The organism is Clostridium sp. BNL1100 (genome assembly GCF_000244875.1).
Lineage (GTDB): Bacteria > Bacillota > Clostridia > Acetivibrionales > DSM-1351 > Ruminiclostridium.
Map to the genome: position 1 here is coordinate 25,752 of NC_016791.1, position 20,100 is coordinate 45,851.

General features: G+C 35.9%; 20 protein-coding genes. 19 read left to right on the plus strand and 1 reads right to left on the minus strand.

The features are described from left to right. The first annotated feature begins 2 nt into the window (after positions 1–2). From CLO1100_RS00130 to CLO1100_RS00180, 11 genes are all read left to right on the plus strand, one after another. On the plus strand, positions 3–689 hold the full coding sequence (locus tag CLO1100_RS00130) for a GntR family transcriptional regulator (protein ID WP_014311727.1): 687 nt from the start codon (positions 3–5) through the stop codon (positions 687–689). Between the two features lie 88 nt (positions 690–777). Further along, complete coding sequence (locus CLO1100_RS00135) at positions 778–2,379, plus strand: ATP-binding protein (RefSeq protein ID WP_014311728.1); 1,602 nt, start codon at positions 778–780, stop codon at positions 2,377–2,379. Between the two features lie 147 nt (positions 2,380–2,526). After that, positions 2,527–3,258: a PspA/IM30 family protein gene (locus tag CLO1100_RS00140; RefSeq protein ID WP_014311729.1), complete on the plus strand. Its 732-nt coding sequence runs from the start codon at positions 2,527–2,529 to the stop codon at positions 3,256–3,258. 23 nt (positions 3,259–3,281) lie between these two features. Next, the gene (locus CLO1100_RS00145) at positions 3,282–3,776 is read left to right on the plus strand and encodes a GNAT family N-acetyltransferase (protein WP_014311730.1); all 495 of its coding nucleotides are present in this window, start codon (positions 3,282–3,284) and stop codon (positions 3,774–3,776) included. Between the two features lie 30 nt (positions 3,777–3,806). Beyond that, the gene (locus CLO1100_RS00150; protein ID WP_014311731.1) at positions 3,807–4,634 is read left to right on the plus strand and encodes a hypothetical protein; all 828 of its coding nucleotides are present in this window, start codon (positions 3,807–3,809) and stop codon (positions 4,632–4,634) included. A 73-nt stretch (positions 4,635–4,707) separates the two neighbouring features. Continuing rightward, positions 4,708–6,285 carry a FapA family protein gene (locus CLO1100_RS00155; protein ID WP_014311732.1) on the plus strand — a complete coding sequence of 526 codons (1,578 nt, stop codon included), beginning with the start codon at positions 4,708–4,710 and terminating at the stop codon, positions 6,283–6,285. 47 nt (positions 6,286–6,332) lie between these two features. Next, positions 6,333–8,258, plus strand: coding sequence for a GAF domain-containing protein (locus tag CLO1100_RS00160; RefSeq protein WP_014311733.1), 1,926 nt, complete (start codon positions 6,333–6,335; stop codon positions 8,256–8,258). Between the two features lie 13 nt (positions 8,259–8,271). Next, positions 8,272–8,676 (plus strand): holo-ACP synthase, encoded by a 405-nt coding sequence (gene acpS, locus CLO1100_RS00165; RefSeq protein ID WP_014311734.1) that lies wholly within the window; start codon positions 8,272–8,274, stop codon positions 8,674–8,676. A 29-nt stretch (positions 8,677–8,705) separates the two neighbouring features. After that, entirely contained in the window at positions 8,706–9,845 is a 1,140-nt protein-coding gene (locus CLO1100_RS00170) for a DNA repair exonuclease (protein WP_014311735.1), read from the plus strand. A gap of 21 nt (positions 9,846–9,866) precedes the next feature. Beyond that, positions 9,867–11,861, plus strand: coding sequence for an AAA family ATPase (locus CLO1100_RS00175; protein WP_014311736.1), 1,995 nt, complete (start codon positions 9,867–9,869; stop codon positions 11,859–11,861). 50 nt (positions 11,862–11,911) lie between these two features. Next, positions 11,912–12,838 (plus strand): SH3 domain-containing C40 family peptidase, encoded by a 927-nt coding sequence (locus CLO1100_RS00180; protein ID WP_014311737.1) that lies wholly within the window; start codon positions 11,912–11,914, stop codon positions 12,836–12,838. Between the two features lie 5 nt (positions 12,839–12,843). Here the strand turns inward: CLO1100_RS00180 and CLO1100_RS00185 are convergent, their stop codons facing one another. Further along, positions 12,844–13,956, minus strand: a complete 1,113-nt coding sequence (locus CLO1100_RS00185; protein ID WP_014311738.1) for a glycosyltransferase — start codon at positions 13,954–13,956, stop codon at positions 12,844–12,846. A 187-nt stretch (positions 13,957–14,143) separates the two neighbouring features. Between CLO1100_RS00185 and sleB the strand changes: the two genes are divergently transcribed. The 8 genes from sleB (at position 14,144) to CLO1100_RS00220 (ending at position 19,966) form a co-directional block, all read left to right on the plus strand. Next, complete coding sequence (gene sleB, locus CLO1100_RS00190) at positions 14,144–14,839, plus strand: spore cortex-lytic enzyme (protein ID WP_014311739.1); 696 nt, start codon at positions 14,144–14,146, stop codon at positions 14,837–14,839. 15 nt (positions 14,840–14,854) lie between these two features. Further along, on the plus strand, positions 14,855–16,246 hold the full coding sequence (gene ypeB / locus CLO1100_RS00195) for a germination protein YpeB (protein ID WP_014311740.1): 1,392 nt from the start codon (positions 14,855–14,857) through the stop codon (positions 16,244–16,246). A 180-nt stretch (positions 16,247–16,426) separates the two neighbouring features. Further along, positions 16,427–16,849, plus strand: coding sequence for a MarR family transcriptional regulator (locus tag CLO1100_RS00200; protein ID WP_242836645.1), 423 nt, complete (start codon positions 16,427–16,429; stop codon positions 16,847–16,849). Positions 16,850–16,937: 88 nt separating this feature from the next. Beyond that, positions 16,938–17,471 (plus strand): hypothetical protein, encoded by a 534-nt coding sequence (locus CLO1100_RS00205; protein WP_014311742.1) that lies wholly within the window; start codon positions 16,938–16,940, stop codon positions 17,469–17,471. A 67-nt stretch (positions 17,472–17,538) separates the two neighbouring features. Beyond that, on the plus strand, positions 17,539–17,994 hold the full coding sequence (gene def, locus CLO1100_RS00210; protein ID WP_014311743.1) for a peptide deformylase: 456 nt from the start codon (positions 17,539–17,541) through the stop codon (positions 17,992–17,994). 8 nt (positions 17,995–18,002) lie between these two features. Then, entirely contained in the window at positions 18,003–18,671 is a 669-nt protein-coding gene (locus tag CLO1100_RS00215) for a class I SAM-dependent methyltransferase (protein WP_014311744.1), read from the plus strand. Between the two features lie 21 nt (positions 18,672–18,692). Beyond that, entirely contained in the window at positions 18,693–18,863 is a 171-nt protein-coding gene (locus CLO1100_RS20560) for a hypothetical protein (RefSeq protein ID WP_014311745.1), read from the plus strand. An 89-nt stretch (positions 18,864–18,952) separates the two neighbouring features. Then, positions 18,953–19,966, plus strand: a complete 1,014-nt coding sequence (locus CLO1100_RS00220) for an S-layer homology domain-containing protein (RefSeq protein WP_014311746.1) — start codon at positions 18,953–18,955, stop codon at positions 19,964–19,966. Positions 19,967–20,100: the final 134 nt, after the last annotated feature.

A 20,100-nucleotide genomic window follows, 5' to 3' on the forward strand; every position in this document is an offset into this window, starting at 1 on the left:
TAATGGCTAGCAAATTATCGAAAATTAATTTGAATGATTATAAACCATTGAGAGAAGTTATTTTTAATTCATTAAGAGAGGCTATTATAATAGGTGAATTACGTCCGGGAGAGAGACTTATGGAAGTTCAGCTGGCAGAAAAAATGGGTGTCAGCAGAACACCTGTCAGAGAAGCCATAAGAAAGCTTGAACTTGAAGGGCTGGTGGATATGATTCCGAGAAAGGGTGCCCATGTTGCGGAGCTTTCAATCAAGGATATAATGGATGTTCTTGAGGTAAGAGCATCACTGGACGGTTTGGCTACTTCACTGGCGGCAGAGAGAATTACAGACGACGAGTTGAAGGAATTAAAGCATATAAACGGACAATTTGCTTCCTACATTGAAAAAGAAAATCTCAACGGTTCCATAAAAAAAGATGTAGAGTTTCATGACATTATTTACAAAGCATCCCGAAACGATAAGCTGATTTCAATTATAAACAATTTAAGAGAGCAGGTTCAGAGGTTCAGGGTTATATACCTTAAAGAGTATAACAATTCCAAAAACCTTATAAAAGAACATAATGACATATATGAGGCTGTCAGTTCCAGATCAATGGAAAATGCCAGAAATATAGCCAAAACTCACATAATGAATCAGGAATCCACAATTCTTTCTTCTTTGAAGATGCAAAAAGGTAATAGTTAATTATTAGTTATTGAGGTTACCAGACATTTTAATATTTTTTGTATATAATAAGAGTAGGGATGATTAATTTACAAAGAGGAAAAAAAACATGTGGTTCAATGAATTTTTATCGAAATACAAATCAGGTATATCCCATGAGTTTCTGTTTTACTTCAATGTAAAGGACACCATGGACAATACAAGGAATTTTTTTAGATATATAGATGATGAATTTATTAAGCAGAGGAATTTCGGAATTGTAGCTTTTTACGATATTTCCAGAGGCCTTACTTTTTTGGCTCCTGAAATGGAAAGGGAATTTAACAAAATAACCGACAATGGGGCAACGAAATTATTTTTTTCAACGCCCTCCAGAATTTTTCCATTTATAGATATTGCATTAAAAAGTACAAAGATGGCTCTGTTTATAGACCATGCCGAAAAAATAGTACCTTCCGGTGATATCGGTAGTATGACTTTAGAAGAAAGAATGGCTCTCATATGGATGTCGGAATGGTCGGTTAATTCTAAAATTTCATCAGTTGGAAGTACTATATTTATGCTGGCGGACAACCTTGTTGATATAAGCCGTGAATTTTTAAAATCCTCCTATAGGATAGAGCCCATTCTTGTGGAGCTTCCCGGAGAAGAGGAAAGAAAAAGCTATATCGAATTTCTACTTAATGACAAAACTACTACATCTGAAATCTCCATCGACGAGTTTTCAAAGCTTTCATCGGGTCTGAACAGGAAAAGTATAAAAGATATAAAGTTAAAGGCTGAGGCAGAGGGCGTACCTATTAGTTTTGATTTTATAAAAGAGAAAAAGCATGAGGTTTTAAAAAAGGAATACGGGGACGTTCTTGATTTTATATATCCAGAGATAGCTTTTGAAGACATCGGTGGAATGGAAGCTGCTAAAAGTTATCTTACAAAAAATATTATTGAGCCTGTCAGAAGAGGTGATTCCAGAAGAGTTCCAATGGGAATTCTTCTATGCGGCCCGTCCGGAACCGGGAAAACCTTGTTGGTTGAAGCATTGGCAAAGTCAAGTGGGTTTAATTGTGTAAAGATTGATATGTCAAGGATTTTGGGCCAGTATGTCGGAGAGAGTGAAAAGAATTTTAAAAAGTGTCTGCTTGGGGCTAAATCACAGGAACCTGTTATAGTTTTTGTGGATGAAATTGATACTGCTTTCAGAAGAGGAGAGTCCGGCGATAGTGGAGTAAGCAGGAATATTTTCAGTGAATTTTTACAATTCACCAGTAATACAAATAATAGGGGAAGAATTATTTTTATAGCTGCAACAAACAGACCTGACCTTCTTGATGCTGCTTTAAAAAGAGCCGGAAGGTTTGATAAAAAGATACCTGTACTATTGCCTGAAAAAGAGGAACGTGCTGAGATTTTCAGGATAATAATTAAAAAATATGGATTTAATACCGATATTCAGGATTTTATTCCATATTCTGAATTGGCAGAAAGTTATACGGGAGCCGAAATAGATACGGTTGTGAGGAAAGCATATGAACTTGCTTGCAACAAGACAGAGGATCATCCTGTAATTACAGATGATATACTTAAAGAGGCTCTAAAAAAATGCAGGCCAAGTACTCAGGAGATAGAATTTATGACTGAGCTTGCTATTGCTGAATGCGATGATATTGATCTGCTGCCAGAAAAATATTGGGCCAGGTTTGATAAATCCTAAGCCAATAATATATGGTATTTTTAGAAATAATTATTTACATTACTGTGTTTTTATTATAAATTTAAAGTATCTTATATATGGTTCATAAATTTTATTTATAATATTGTAAAAAATAGTGTTTATATACTTTTAAGGAGGAATAAGATAATGGGTTTATTTAGTAGACTGGGACAAATGTTTAGAGGATTTTTCGGCTTATTTGTTGGAAATCTGGAGGAAAGAAATCCTGATGCATTGTTCGAAGATATAAAGAACCAGATAGATAAGGCAAGGCGTGAAGCTGAGCAACAAATTATTGAAATTCAAACAAGTGCTGAAATGATCAAAATAGAGATGAAAACAGCCGAGAAAAATCTTAATGCCATAAAAGCAAGAGTTGAGTCTGCACAGAGGGTTGGAGATAAGGAGCTTTTAGTTGAACTTCTTGTTCAGGAAGAAGAATATCAGACTGTATATGAGACTCACAAAGCAACTTATGATAATGCCATGATACAGGTTCAAAAGATACGCGAAGACTACAAGATTTTTGAGTCTGAGATGAATGCGAAACTTAATGAGCTGAAAACTCTTAAATCACAGGCCAAAATGGCTAATCTGCGCGAAAATATTAACTCTGTTAATGCACAATATACATCAAAGAATAGCAGGGTAGGAAGTGTTAACGACAGCCTTGACAGGGCACGTGATATAGTTAACAAAAAGACTGCCAGAGCCAATGCTGTGGAATCACTTAATCAGGATAATATTGATATGAAACTTAAAAAGCTGGATATGAATTCTGCAAGAGACAGGGCAAAAGCCAGAGCAGAAGCACTTCTTGGAGGAGATAACGGTGGATTTGAGGTAAAAGAGAAAACGGACAACAAGGTATCAAATTAATTCATGAATAAGGATAGTACAAAATGGATACACATATTAGAGAAGCAATTGAAGCAGATTTACCCAAAATAACGGATATTTACAATTGGGCGGTTAAAAATACAACTGCCTCATTTGATATAAACCCGCAAACCATAGAGCAACGAGCTGTATGGTTTTCCCATTATAAGGGCAATCGTTTTCCTTTAATTGTCTATGTAGAAGAAGGAGAGGTTGCAGGTTATGCAAGTCTATCTGAGTTCAGGGCAAAAGAAGGTTATAAAAAAACTTGCGAGCTGTCTGTGTATGTTCACCCTGATTTTCAGAAGAGGGGCATAGGAAATAAGCTTATGGATTACATTATACGGCTTGGGAAAGAAGCAGGGTACCATGTTATTATTTCATGTATTACTACGGATAATAAAGTAAGTATTAAAATGCATGAGAAAACAGGGTTCAAACTTTGCGGTGAAATGAAGGAGGTCGGGTACAAATTTGGAAGATACCTTGACTGCCTTTTTTATCAGCTTTTTCTATAGGATTGAATTTTTATGTAAGCAGAGGGAATTATGAATTCTAATTTATTTGTAAGTGCACTTTTAAGATTCAGAAATTTTTCAACTTTGATTATATGGACGGCTTTAATCAATTTGATAAGCAATAATAGCCAGGTCCAAAATATGATTACGTCACAGACTGCCGATTACTCTTTGGTTTTGACAGGAGCTTACGGGGCGGGTGTTGTGGTATACCTTGCTATGGTTATACAAAGTATGTTTAGTAACAACTACAAGGAAGAAGTTAAAAGGAAGGAAAAGAAAAAGGAAATCAATGATTTGAATCGGCAGTGCAACAGGCTTTCTTCACAAGCAAGAAACTTGGGAAACCCAATTCAGAAACAAAAATTGAGGAAGATAATGCAGGATAAGAACGATATTTTTAATTCGCAAAAACGAGGCGAAGAATACAGTTATCTTAAAGAAAAAATTGTTGAACAGAGTTTAAAACTTGTTATTTCCTATACAAAGCTTATGACAAACTATTCAATCAGAAGTAAGGAAATATCTGAGATTAATATAAGTGATTTGATGAATAAAATCAATGCAAACCGAAGAAAGATAAGCTTTATGAAAGATGACAGAATGCTTGACGATATTAAGAACATCATTGAAATGGATGAAAAGGCTATTGAAAGAGTCAAGGAGGAGAGGAACGAATTAGAAAGAATACATGCAAGACTTGATTATATAGAGAGCATGTTGAATATGTTCAAACACCAGATAATATCTAGTATAGAATCTGAAGAAATGGTTGAAAAATTAGAGACAGCTGTGAACGAGGCAACGGCGCTGGACAGCGTGTTACAAGAAAGAAGAAGGAATCAGATAAGATTGTAATACAGACTGAGAGTGAGATAATTTGGACAACCGGCATTTGTAGCGTTTTATATGAAACCAAGGGGGATTTCAAATGTCAGCAAATATCACTATCTATTCTTCTCCGTACATTACTATAACAAAAAGGGATGATGGGTATTACATACAATCCTTAAAAAAAGGATTGAGTATAGATGAATTTCAAAAAATTCTAAATTCACATCCCGAAATCAAAGTAACAAACTTTGCAGTAATTAAAAATGCACTTGTATTGGCACCACAAGACCCCAAAAAATTTGCCAGTGCAAAAGAGAGAGTAAGTATAGAAGTATCAGGAGACGAATTAAGGGCTTACGTAACCGTAAATGTGGGACAACAAGAAATTTTAGGGACTGAAATAATCAAAGAGGTAGTTCTTGAATTAAACCGTAGAGGCGTTGTTTATGGGATTAAAAAGGACGTGCTTTTAAATTTGATTGTCGGCAAAACGGTACTTATAGCTGAAGGAGAACTTCCTCAGAACGGGAAGGATTCTCAAAACAGGTTATATCAAATAAAAGAGGCTAAACCTGAAATTAAAGAAGACGGTACTGCAGATCACTATGACCTTAACCTGATAAACATGGTGTCTGAAGGCGAATGGCTCGGCGAAAAAATTCATGCAGGTTCGGGAAAAGAAGGGAAAACAGTATATGGTAATCCTATAAAACCCATGCCCGGAAAAGACTATCCGATTTTTTTTGATCGCAAAACAGTAAGAGCCGTAGAAGAAGAAGGTAAAACAACTCTATACGCCATGAGGAAGGGTGCTGTTTATTTCGCAGGCGACAGTATAGGCGTATCCAATCATTTGGAAATAGGCGATAATGTAGGGGTTAAAACCGGAAACGTTGATTTTGACGGCTACTTAACCGTCAAGGGTACAATTGAGGACAACTACACAGTCACTACTACAAAGGATATAGAAGTACTTGGTGAATATGGTGTTGGTAGTTGTAAAGAAATTAACAGCAGCGAAGGAAGCATTTACATAAGAGGCGGTATAGCAGGTAAGGGTAAGACTGTTATAAAATGTAAAAAAAATCTATACCTCAAGTTTGTTGCTGATGCGGAAATAATCTGTGATGGAAGTGTACATGTAGGATTTTACTGCCTGAACAGCAATATTATTGCTAAGGAAGTAATACTGGAATCACTAAAAGGTCAGATTATCGGAGGAAATATAACTGCAGATATTAGAGTACTTGCAGCTACATATGGTACTCCTAGTGAGAAGAGAACCAATATATGTGTAAAAGGATTTGACAGGGTTTCACTTAAAGATTCCCTTGATAATCTCACACAGGAAATAGAGCAGCTTAAAACCTCAATGAACCAGTATAAGCAGCAAATATCTATTTTTAACATATCTGATGCAGGAAAATCAAGAAAAAATGAGTTTGAGAAGCTTAATGAAATTTACAACAATATAAGAGCGGAGTTGCAGGCAAAGGAGGAAGCCAGAAAGAATATCGCAGGGTATCTGAAAGTCAAAGGAGAAGGAGAAATCACAATTCTTAAAAAGGCATTTCCGAACACCTTTTTTGAAATAAAGCGTATCCAGAAGGAAATTCAAAAACCGGTACTTAGAACAAGCTTTTACTATAGCGAAGGTACAATAAAAGAACTATAAAAAGTAATCAATGCAGCAAAGTTTAATTGTTGGGGAGGGTAAGGTATATGAAATACCAGTCAATACTACAAAGGCTTGAAGATGAGAAGAAAAATGAAATATTATCAGCAAAACTATATAGATATACCGGGCTAATGCAAGCAATAGAATACTTTTCACAAAAACTTGTGTTTGATCAGATAATTGAAGCTGCTTTTGATTTTATAAATGAATTATTACTTGTAAACAATTCTATAGTATATGTTCTTGAAGACAGCAGATACACTGCAAAGAAGGTTAAGGGCTTTAAGGATTATGTAAGAGAAATAGAGAATACAAGTAAACTTGAAAACCTTGCTACTTTTTATGGAAACATCCTTTATGAAAAAGATAAAATAGTCAGGTTTTTTGACTTGGAAATGGTCTCGGACATGGGTATAAACGCCATAGTTCCGTTAATTATAGAAGGAAAGCTTTATGGATTTATAATGATTAACGGTAAAGATTTTGCAGACGATGACTATATAATATCAGAATCTCTGATGCGTCTTATAAATACTGCTCTTGAAAACTACAGCAGGTATGAGGATTTGGCTAAAGTAAATAAGGAGCTTGACGAAAAGATATTCAACCTTTTCGCAATAAACCAATCGTCCAAGGTACTGTTAAGCGAATTACGTATTAATGCACTGTATGACTTATCAGTTGAATTATTCTCCGAATTAACAAGGAGTACTGTGACAGGCTTTGTTTTATATGATGAAAGAAGCGGAAGATATGTCTTAAAGGGATTTAAAGATGTATTTTACAACATTAAGGATGCTTTTGTGAGTCTTTGCCTTAATAAAAATTATAAAATTGACTCCAACAAGGTTATTATAGATTTACAAAACCCGGATGACAGCAAGTATTTTTCCAATCTGTTTGAAGGTTCTGACAATCAGGTGAAAAGGCTTGAGGCCAAGTATATTGTTATAATTATAAAAGAAAGTCAGATTCTTGGCTTTGTAACATTAAGTGATACCGTTACAGGTGACGAATATAGCAGCGGTATATTCGAACTTATAGAAAGCCTTGCATCCTCAATGTATATTGCACTAAGCAATGCTAACTTATTTAAGCAGGTAAACGAACAGAAACAAATTATCCAAAGAAAATTGGATAAACTTATATCTTTGAATAAACTAATAAAAAATATCAGCAGTTCATTAAAGATAGACACTCTTATGGAGGTTGCAGCCAAGACACTTGAGATTTCTTTTAATTTGCAAAAGGGGTTGCTTTGTCTGTATGATAAGGAATCCAATGAGTTTAGTATCTCAGAATCAATTGGGTTAGAAGAAAATTTAGACAAAAGCATAATCCCAAATGACAATTGGAGGCGTGTTTTTGAGGGCGACTGTGTTTATGAAATCGGGCAGGATAAAGTATCCGGATATATAGGATTTGAGGCAGCTCAAAAGGTTGGAGAGGCTCAGGGAATACTAATCGTACCTATATATATTGATATTTTGGAAGTTGAGCTTTCAGGAGCCATAATTATTTTCAAGTATGATGGTTTGCGATTGGATAATGAAGAAAACCTGATAACTCTTGAAACAATTGCGGGACATATTGCACCGGTATTAAATAATTTATCGGTAATTCAGCTGCAGCAGAGGTTTATGCTACCAAATTATGTGGAGATTTTCAAGAAGGAATTAAAGGATGAAGTCAAGGCTGCCATGGATTATAATATAAACTTATCTGTTATACAGGTTGAGGATAAAAGAGATTTTATTTTCAAGGGTACCAGTATTATTGACAGCATAAAGGAGAACTTCAGAAAGGTATATCCTTTCTCATACAATAATGTGTTTATTATTGAGAATGAAGATGAAAATATTGAAGACCGTATAAGAAAATGTACGGGATTTTCTGATTTAAAGATAAGAAAAATGGTTCTGGGTAAGGATTTTAAGAATTTTGCAAGCTTCTTTGACCTTTTCAGATAAGGTGGTGCCGGTTGTGGAATTGCTTTTAGGGACGGATATTATAGAGGTTGACAGGGTAAAGAAAGCAATTGAGAACGGAGGCGTAAAGTTTTCGGAAAAAGTATTTACCCGGGATGAAATCGAATACTGCGAGAGTAGAAAGGCTGCAAAATTTCAAAGCTATGCTGCCAGATTTGCAGCAAAAGAGGCTGTTTCAAAGGCTTTTGGAACAGGTATTGGTAAGATTGCAGCCTTTAATGAAATTGAAATTATAAAAGATTCTCTTGGAAAACCTAACGTAAGGCTTACTGGCAAGGCAAAGGCTTTTTATGATTCCTTGGGTGCTGTAGGAATATCAATAAGTCTGTCACATTGCAGGGAATATGCTGTAGCGTATGTTACAATTCCGCTTATTAGCAACGGGAACAATGGCATTTAAACGTAAATAATGACATATGGAGGTTTTGTGTGAAACAGGTCTCGTTTATACATACTGCGGATATACATCTTGATACGCCTTTTTCATCACTGGGAGATAAGGAAAAAGCGGATATCAGGAGACGGGAATTGGAAAGCTGTCTTGAAAACATAATTGATAGAGTTAGAATTCAAAATATAAATTTACTAATAATCAGTGGTGACTTTTTTGAGGAAAGCTGTGTACGTGGTTCTACGATAATCGGGGTAAGAAACCTTTTTTCAGAGCTTTACGGAACAGAGGTTGTAATTATCCCGGGGAATCATGACCCATTGAAAGAAAACTCTTATTACAACACAATAAGTTGGAGTGAAAATGTACATATTCTTACGGATTCAGATCAGGTATTGTTCTTAGAAAAGTTCAATACCTGTATTTATAACATGGGGGCAGTTGGTCGGGTAGCAGAGGACTATTCAAGGATCAAGGAAAATAATATTTCAACAGACACATTTAATATATTGGTTTTTCATGGTACCGTTGATATGCCTTTTGAGGAAAGCAACTATAATGCCATAGGATCTAAGGATATTTTTAGTTTGGGCATGGATTATGTTGCCCTCGGACACATGCACAATTATATAAGGTATCAGAACGGGACAAGCATAATTATAAATCCGGGAAGTCCGGAACCAATGGGGTTTGACGAAGAGGGAGTTCACGGCTTTGTTCAGGGAAAGATTATGTTTACCAATGATAATAGCAAATTTGTTGAAGCAGCTTTTGTGCCGTATTCCAGTAGGAATTACTATAACATAGAACTGGATGTTACCGGGTGTAAGAGCAACGAAGAGATTATTCAAAAATTATCAATGGACGATAACATAGATTTTCGTAATAAGGATTTATATAGTCTTACTCTAAAGGGATTTATTCCAAAGAATTTTACACCTGATATAAAGTATCTAATGGAGCTTATAAAAAATAAATGTTTTTATGTAAGGATAAAGAACGAAACTTCTATTCAGTTTGATTATGAACAGTATCTTGAAGACCCCGGCATAAAGGGTGAGTTTGTCAGGATGCTTATGGATATGCAGGAAAACGAAGATTCACAAGATAGGAAAGAGATTTTGTACATGGCTATACAGATGGGGTTGCAGGCTATGGAAAACAGCAGGGTAGACTGACAGGGGGATATTTAACCGAATATGAAAATCGATCGACTCCATGTAAGGGGATTTGGCAAACTTCAGGATTTTAGTTGTGACTTTTCAGATGGTTTGAATGTTATTTATGGGGATAATGAGAGCGGTAAATCAACTCTTATGGCATATATAAAAGCCATGATGTATGGAGTAAAGGGTGGTAGAGCCGGGAAAAACGGAATGTTGCCTGAAAGTAAAAGGTATATGCCATGGAACAACAACCAGTACGGTGGGTACATGAACATTAAACTGGATAATGGTGAATTTTACCGCATTGACAGAGACTTTCTTGCTAACAAGATAAATTTGTATGATTCTTCTTTTAATGACATCTCAGCTAATTTTATTGACATAAGGGATATAAATAGCATTGGTGAAAAGCTGGTAGGACTTAATGAGAACCTTTTTGAAAGAACGGTGTTTATTAAGCAGATGGGAACAAGGATTGATACTTCAACGTCAAAAGACCTTGTTGACAGAATCTCAAATATCCAGCAGAGTGGGTTTGAGGATATATCGTACATAAAGGCACAAAATGCTCTTAAAGAGGCATTGAAGCGCCAGGTTGGAACTGATAGAAGTTATACAAGGCCTCTGGATATTATAAATCAACGTATAGCTGAATTACAGGAGAAAAAGGTTAACCTACTGAATGAAGAAAAAAGGCTTGAGGAATTAAGGGAAAAACAGCAGGATATATCTTTGAAAATTAATAAATTAAAGTTTAAGTATAGACTTCTGAGCCGAATAATTGATTATTGTAAACTTAAAGAAAAACTAAAATTCTTAAATGAAAAAAAAGAAGAAATACGCTTTCTTGAAGAATCCGTTCGCCAGGCCCAAGAAAACATTACTAAGCTTGAGGAGGATAAAAAGTCAGCAATACTCCATTTGAATGATAATCAGGTGGCCGGAGGCAAAAAGCTAAGAGGAACAGATGTATTTTTGACGATATGTGTTATCGCTACGTTGGCGGTCGGTTTAGCAGCATTTGTTTTTAACATTTTAAGTCCTTTATTTACTTTGATACCTTTTTTATCAACCTTTATCCTTTTTATTCTTAGAACAAGGACTATAAATAGGGAAGCGAAAGTGCTGCAAAAGGACAGAACAGATGAATTAAATCGTCAGCTTTCACATTTTGATGATAGAATAGCTCAAAATAAGACTCAGTATCAAAAGCTTACGGGCAGAATTGAAGGTCTTAAGGCTAACAATGGAGCGGAGAAGCCTGAAAATGTTGAAAGTGAGATATCAAGGTTATATATAGAGATTACAAAAGATATGCAAAAAATAGAGGACAACCTCACACACCATGAGAGCGAACTTATCGAGGACATTTCAAAGGATTCTTTTGAAAATCTGTTGGTAAAGGCCTTTGGTATTAATAAGAATGTTTTTTCAGAACTCCAAAGGTGGGAGACTGAATATAATACAGTTGCTCAGTCTGTTAAAAATACCAGTACAGACAGCATTTCTGATATTGAAAATGAAATTAGCCGGTTGAGCCGCCAGAAGAAAAGTCTGGACTCCAAGGGAGAGGCTCTGAATATTGCCATAAATACATTGGAGTCCGCAGCTGAGCAGGTTAGAAAAAAATATGTACCTTTAATGAATAAAGTATTGAATAACACTTTTTCTGGCCTTACATCACAAAAATATAACGATGTAAGAACAGGAGACAATCTCAAAATTATGCTGGATAACCCGGAGACAGAGACACTGGTTCCTGTTTCAATGCTCAGTGATGGGACAATTGATCAGATATATCTTGCACTGAGGGTTGCTATTTCAGAGACAGTACTTAAAAACCATGAGTGCATGCCCTTTATAATGGATGAGCCGTTTGCACAGTATGATGATGAAAGAACACTTAACGCACTTAAATATATTGGGGATATAAGCAAAAAACAACAGGTAATCATATTTACTTGTAAAAAGAGGGAAGTAGAACTTATCGGCAGTGAATTCCCTTGTAAAATCTGCTCATTGACATAGAGCCCATAAAAAAATATAGTATTTCTATAAGAATTGATTAAGAGGCAGTTATGAGGAAACATTTACTTATTTATTTATTTGCTATTACAGCAACATTTATATTAATCTTATCAGGATGTGGAAACAGGGAAATTCCTGTTACAAAAAATGAACAGTATCTAAGCGGTATAACCTCAGAAAATGCTGCTGTTATTAATGATGCTGTTGTTGATGTATTCACCCAGAATGACATTTTGAGTACAAGACTGACACAGGCTCTTTTTAACCAGATAGTAAAGGTCGTTTCTCAGGAAGGCTCATGGACTAAGATTATGATGCTGGATGGAACGACAGGGTGGGTCAAGAGTAAGTACGTCAGCAGGGATACCAGTTGTGTTACAGACGGTCGTATTAATAATAAAATAGTGGTAACAGCAAAAACGGTGTATGTTTACACAGGAACAGGAAATGACATAAAATATAAGCAGGTAGTTTTGGGAACGGAACTTTATTCAGTAAGTAAAACAAAAACTGGCTATGATGTGCTTTTGCCGGATAATAAAAAAGGTTGGGTTGAGGATGGCGGAGTAATAGCAGTACCTTCTACACAGAACAGCATACCGAAAACTTCAGCTGAAGGGTTTATTCAAACTGTCAGAAAATTTGAAGGGACCATATACATTATTGGCGGTGTCAGCAGATGGGGTATTGACTCGCCGGGCCTATGCTATGTCAGCAGCAGAATTAACGGAGTGGATATACCCCGTAATGTCAAGGAGATAGCAAAGACGGGAACAAGTATTACATTAGATGAAATAAAACCCGGAGACCTTCTGATGTTTAGTACAGACAATGTAAAAAAGGATGTCTCTGATGTAGGTGTTTATACAGGAAACAACGAATTTATACATTCAAGTCCTTCCAGAGGAGTTGTAACCGACTCCTTGGAGGACAGTTACTACAAAAACCGAATAGTTGGTATCAGAAGGATTTTTTAATAGATTCAGCCCGTTACAAGTTTGCCTAGTAAAGCAGCTATGTCATGGGCTGAATGTGGTTTTCCCAGTTCTTTTGAGTTTTCCCTCATTATTTTAAGTGTAGAAGGATCATTAGTTACTTGAGACAAAATATTTACAAGGTTATTAAAATTATCGATTTTATTGGCTACCCCGCTTCTTATTAAAAAGCTTGCATTACCCTCTTCCTGTCCGGGTATAGGTGATATTATAAAAATAGGTAATCCTTTTACCAAAGCTTCGGACACAGTCATTCCACCCGGCTTTGTTATTAAAAGGTCAGAAATATCCATGAGCTCATTAACCTTATCTGTATAGCTAAAAACCAGTACCTTTTTACTGCTTTGTGAAGCGTATTCTTCAAGCTGGAATTTAAGCTTCTGATTGGTACCCGTAACTGCAATTATTTGAATATCAACATCACAGTTTAACAATGAGGCCATAGTTTTTTCGATATTTCCGAATCCCATTCCACCGCCCATTACCAGAACCGTAAATTTATCTTCCAAGCCATATTTTACAAGCAGACCATTCTTATCCGTGGGAGTCAAAAATTTAGGAGAAACAGGAATACCATAAGGAAAAATAATATTATCCGGTATTCCTCTGCTTATCATCTCGGATTTCATATTATCATTAGCCACAATAAATGCATCCATGCCGCTATCCAGCCATAATGAATGAACCACATAGTCTGTGAGTATTGCCATTGTAGGTATATTCAGTTTGTTTTTTCTTTTTAAAGATGACAGCATTTGCATGGGAAAAGGATGAGTACATACTATAGCAGACGGCTTATACTCATTTATAAGGGATCTTAGCTTATATGACAGAAGCTTGTTTACCGCTTTACTCATATCATATATACCTGTTCCTGTCCCAGAGGCAGTATAAATCATGCTGTATAACTTGGGACTTCGTTTAAGAGCTCCTAAGTAACTGCTTACAACAATTTTATCTACTACCGGATTAATATATTTCAATGCATCAAGAACATCAACTTTCCAGTCGGGAGACTGTCTCTCAATTGACTCCTTCAGCGCCTCGGCGGCCTTCATATGACCAGTTCCTACGGAGACATACAGTATCAATACCCTCATAAAACACTCCAGTTCATTTATCTGTTTCATTTATCAGAATCAATTACATTTTTGACAGGTTGCAGGTTATTAATACATGTTTTTTATAAAGAAATAACATATTTGAGCAGACAACGAATATTTTTGAGAAATTAACCAAAAATAACTTTGTATGAAATTTGCGAGATAATCGGAAGGAGGTACAAGTTTGAGAAAATATAAAATAATTGCTTTATTTTTACTAATAGTATTCAGTCTTACAATTGTTGATGAAGGGAAAATGTATTTAACAAGCTCTGCACCCTCCCTGAAAATTGGGGATAATGGTGAAAAAGTTAAGGATATGCAACAGGAGCTAAAGAACTGGGGCTACTTTGACGGACAAGTTAACGGAAGATTCGGGTATGATACATTGAGATCTGTTCTCAACTACCAGAGGCAGTATGGCCTGAAGGCCAATGGGATAGCGGACAGAGCCACTCTCCTTACAATGGGTCTTGCAGAGCTTATTGAGTCAGGTACTGTAAATGCTGCTGCAAAATCGAACATATCAACCGAACAGCTCCTTGCCAGAGCAATAAACGGTGAAGCCAGAGGTGAGCCTTTTGAAGGACAGGTAGCGGTCGGAGCTGTAATTTTAAACAGAGTTAACAACTCAAAATTTCCAAAAACAGTAGCGGGTGTAATATACCAACCCGGTGCATTTACAGCAGTATCAGACGGGCAGATTAATGTTCCTATTAACCCAAAATCTACTGTTGTAAAGGCGGCAAGGGATGCTTTAGCAGGTTGGGATCCTACTGACGGGTGCCTATACTATTGGAATCCGGCTACAGCCACCAGTAAATGGATTTGGTCGAGAAAAGTAAGATATAAGGTCGGTAAGCATTGGTTCGGCATATAATACGGAGGTGATAATATGGCTGATAATGGCTTTCATTTAAATGATAGAAGAAGATCATGGGCAGTACCCCTTGCGGTTATAGCGATACTGGCTCTAGTAGGGGTATCAATGTGGGGATACTATCAGAACAGGCAGTTAAAAAGATTACAGGTTTTAATGACAAACCAGTATAACAGGGCTTTTGTTGATTTATCTGATTATGTTGATAATGTTGAGGCCCTAATGGCAAAATCTTTGGTTACTTCAACACCCGTAAGTACATCAAAAATGTTGGAAGAGGTGTGGAGGCAGTCAAATCTCGCGCAAACGAATATGGGGCAGCTTCCGGTAGCACCCCCAATACTTGAAAAGACATCCAACTTTTTAACACAAGCGGGTGATATGGCATATTCCCTTAATAACAAAACTATGAATGGTATTCCTTTGAATGACAAAGAGTATGATGCCCTGAAAAAGCTTCACGGGTATGCGGTTTCTCTCCAAAAGAACCTGCAGGGAATCGAGACTCAGGTTATTCAGGGGAAAATGTCATGGGGTAATTATGCTAAAAAAGGTAATTTTTTGATGGCTTCTAAGTCAAAAGATCCTCAGGCAAGTCAGTTTGAGAATATTGACAAAACCTTTCAGGAGTATCCCACTCTTATATACGATGGTCCCTACTCAGACCATATGCTTAAATCAAAGCCTCAGGGATTAGGCAATAAAAAAGTTACGGTATCAGAGGCTAAAAATATTGCTGTAAACTTTATAGGCAAAGATAGGGTCAGCGGTGTAAAGCAGCTTGAAAATAATGACCTTGGTAACATTAAAACATACAGGTTTAAAGTTTCATACAAAAATGAAAAGGACAGCGAGTCCGCAGAGGTTGAAGTTACTCAGCAAGGTGGACAGGTTTACCTTATGTTGAGGAACAGGGATATCGGCAAAGACACTGTAAATATGGAAAAAGCAAAGAAATTGGCTAAAGACTACTTGTCCACAAAGGGATATAAGAATATGGTGGACACCTATTACCAAAAGGTTGATGGTACAGCTGTTATCAGTTATGCATACAAGCAGGGTGGGGTAATTGTTTACCCTGATCTTATCAAGGTCAAAATTGCGCTGGATAATGGAGAAATAATAGGTGTTGAGGCAAAGGGTTATCTATATAACCATAAAGTAAGAAGTATTCCTAAAACAACTCTTACGTTAGAGCAAGCTCGTTCAAAGGTTAATAACAGGATTAAAATAGACAGGCAGGGAGAAGCGATCATACCAACTAATTTTAAGACTGAAAAATATTGTTATGAGTTTATGGGCAAGGTGGATGGACGTAATTTTATTATATACATCAACGCTTTGACCGGAGCAGAAGAGGATGTACTAATGCTTGTATCAACACCTGAAGGTACTCTTACTATGTAAATCAGATAGACATATATTGCTAAAAAAGATTTGATAGGTGCGAAAGTGCCTCTTCAAGTCTTTTTTTGTATGTAGAAGTTTTAAATGGTTGCTAATGAGCAAAAATTATATTAGAATTCAAATTATTAGAAGCCTAATTTATGATGAAAGGAATTGATTATAAAAATGGAGCCAAAGGAGTTGAACTTGCTTCTTATAAAGGTTGGGGCAATACACAGAAGAAGATCAGCGAACGAATTTATGAAAGAAGAGCTTTCATCCGGCCAACCAAGAATGTTAAACTATTTATTTCAAAATAATGGGTGTATACAGAGAGAGATAGCCGTTGACTTTAATATGGAACCTGCATCCATAACAAGTGTTTTAAACAGCATGGAAAAAGCGGGACTTATAGTCAGGAAGCCTGTCAGCGGAGATAAACGTGCACTTGAAGTGTGGCTTACTGACAAGGGATATGAAAAGAAGAAGGTTGTAGATGATATATTCATAAAGATGGAAGGCATATGCTTTCAAGGATTTAATGAGAGGGAAAAAAATGAGGCAAAGGACTATCTGATAAAGATTTACAATAATATGTTAAACTGGGAGAGGGAAAATAAATAGAAATAAAAAATGTATATTAATTTCATTGCTAATGCATATGGTAAAATATATAATTTATGTTAAAGAATACAATTTGATGGAGGCCAAAATGGATAGGAAATTTAAGCAATGCATCTTTAACATAGTAGGATTTTTCATACTTGCAGTAGGAATAGTTGATATTATAAATGCATCTTGTGGGGCAAAAATAAGTTCTATTGTGTGGACCAGAGCAGTTCCGGGTATTATATTATTAATCATTGGATTTATATTTATTAAATACGGTAAAAAAGTAGCGAATGAAGTGCATGATGATAATCAGAGTATAGAACAGACACAAATAAAGAGTTGTGAATACTTAGGTATAGGACTTCTTTATATAATTTATTTTTTCAGGTGTCTTTTCATTCTTGCTATCTCTCAGACAACGTACATACTGGAGGCATTGCATAATACACCTGTAGAATTTAAGAAAAAAGTTATGGAAACGCATATTCAGGTCATGCTTTTAAATATTCCAATAACAATAGTATATGTATTGTGTATTGTTTTAGGCATATATCTTATGGTGAGGGGTAAAAAGGGACTTTATTCGGACCATGCGGTACTCGCTACAGAGAAGAGACAGGAAGATAATATTTGATATAAAATAATGATTATGGCATACTCAAAGCAGAAATTAAAATTGGGATTATGGAGGAATTATTTTTATGGCATTAAGGAATATTCGCACTGTGGAGGATGAAGTTTTACGTAAAAAATGCAGGCCGGTGGAGGAAGTTAATGATAAGATACGAGAGCTGTTAAAGGATATGGCGGATACCATGTACAATACAGGCAATGGAGCAGGACTGGCAGCACCTCAGGTAGGTATTCTTAAGAGGGCTATTGTAATAGATATGGGTGACGGCCTGATAAATTTAGTGAATCCCGAAATTTTAGAGCAAAAAGGATCTCAGGAGGTAATTGAGGGATGTCTGAGTATCCCCGGCAAGTGGGGAAAGGTCATAAGACCTGCTGAAGTCAAAGTTAGAGCATTAAATGAAAAAGGTGAAGAGGTTGTAATAACCGGTAAAAAGGAAATGGCAAAATGCTTATGTCATGAGATAGACCATCTTGACGGTATTCTTTTTACGGACAAAGTAACAGAATACATTGAGGAATAGGGACTTATATGGAAAACTATGATATAGTCAAAAAGGATTTTAATGAAATATCAGATATAGTTGAAGAAAGATGGAATCATAATAACTGCTACTTCAAAAACCTTATGAAATATCTCAGTGAGGATAATGAGCTTATTCTTGAAATTGGCTGCGGTAAAGGTGAGCTTTCAAATCTGTTGGCTAAAAGAAGCGAGCACGTTATTGCAGTTGATTTGGCAGACAAGATGATAGAAAAGGCTATTTCTCAATATGGATATAAAAATATAGATTTTATCAGTAAAAACATACTTGATATGGAGTTTGAGGAAAATAGCCTGGATGCTATAATTACTACTGCTACAGCACATCATTTACCCTACGAGTGGTTGATTTTGTTTGCCCTGAAAACCTTGAAACCCGGAGGTAAGCTTATAGTACTTGACCTTTATAAGGTAAAGACCTTTACGGATATGTTTTTTAATTTACTGGCAGTTATACCCAATATGTTTATGAACATAGTGTATAACAATAAAATTAAAACCGGTGATGTACATAGCAGAGAAGTATGGAAAAGACATGGAGAACATGATACATATATGACATTAAAAGACATGAGAATGCTTACCCAAAAGCATTTGCCCGGTGCTGTGATCAGAAGGAAGCTGTTCTGGAGATATCTTATGGTTTGGGAAAAATAGCATCAAGGAGGCTGTAAATAAATGGCCCTTTATGTAGCGGTAATATCTGCTCTTATTACATATATTAGTACTGCAGTTGTTATTAAGAAAATTAAAACAGGTGAAGATGAGTTTACGGCAGTTGCCTTAGGAGGCATATCTTTTGCGGTACTTATAGGTTGTATTATGTTGGAGGTAAGTGGAAGAGTATAAAAAATTTGTGGAACATTTTTCATATAGCTTAGTCTAATACTATATAGCCGGCAAATAATACTAAAAATTACGTATAGGAGATGATTTATATGAAAAGAACTGTTTCTGCATTAATACTGACGGGTGCTGTTGCTTTATCAAGTACATTTACATTTGCCCAGTCAGCCGACAATAAAGATAATAAATTTAATGATATATCAGGACACTGGTGTAATTCAGCGGTTCAAATGCTTATGGAGAAGAATGTTATGCCATTTACAGGTGAGAAGTTCAGTCCCGCCAAAGCAATAACCAGAGGCGAATTTGTATCCTTGCTGCATGATGCGTTAGGAATACAGATAGAATACTTTGCAGCGCCCCAGATAAAGGATTATTTTGATGATGTGGATCAGAATGCAGCTTACGCTTTGGATTTGATTGATCTTGTAACTGCGAATATTATAGAAAAGGGAGGGAAATTCAATCCCGGTGCTTCTATTTCCAGAGAGGAAATGATTCATTATGTAATGAATGCCTACAAGTATCAGATGGGTGACAAATACGCTCTCATAAATATAAAGCCTCCTTTCTTTAGTGATGACAGCGAGGTAACTCCAGAGTTCGGAGGGGATGTTGGTAGAGCTGCACATTACAAACTCATATCAGGCTCAAAGGGAATGTTTCATCCTAAGGCTAACACAACAAGGGGTGAAGCAGCTGTAGTAGTAAGTAAGCTAGTTAGCCTTCTTGAAAAACAGAACCCTGTTGTGACAGTTACACCTGAGGCGGAAATTAAAGATGATTCTATAGTTATGAAAGTAACTCTCAAAAATAACTCAAAAAAGGCAGTCAGCTTCAATCATTCGTCTGGACAAAAATATGATTTTAAACTTCTGGATTCAGATAAGAAAATACTTTACACATGGTCTGCCGACAAATTATTTACAATGGCATTAATGTACTCAAAGATAGAAGCGGGTGAATCGGTTGTTTATACTGAAACTCTAAGCGGAGATCAATATAAAGCAATAAAGGATAAAATAGCTTCAATGAAAGCTTATGTTCTTGGTAGTTCAGATGAATTTACTTTAGATACTCAAGGATACGAGGTTGTACTTAAATAGAATAATACATGAAAACATGAATTGGTAAATTATTAAGGGAGACGTAAAACGTCTCCCTTTGTCATATACTAGATTAAGACATATCAGAAAAAAATTGAAATACAATTAGGATAATAGTAATATTATATTGAATG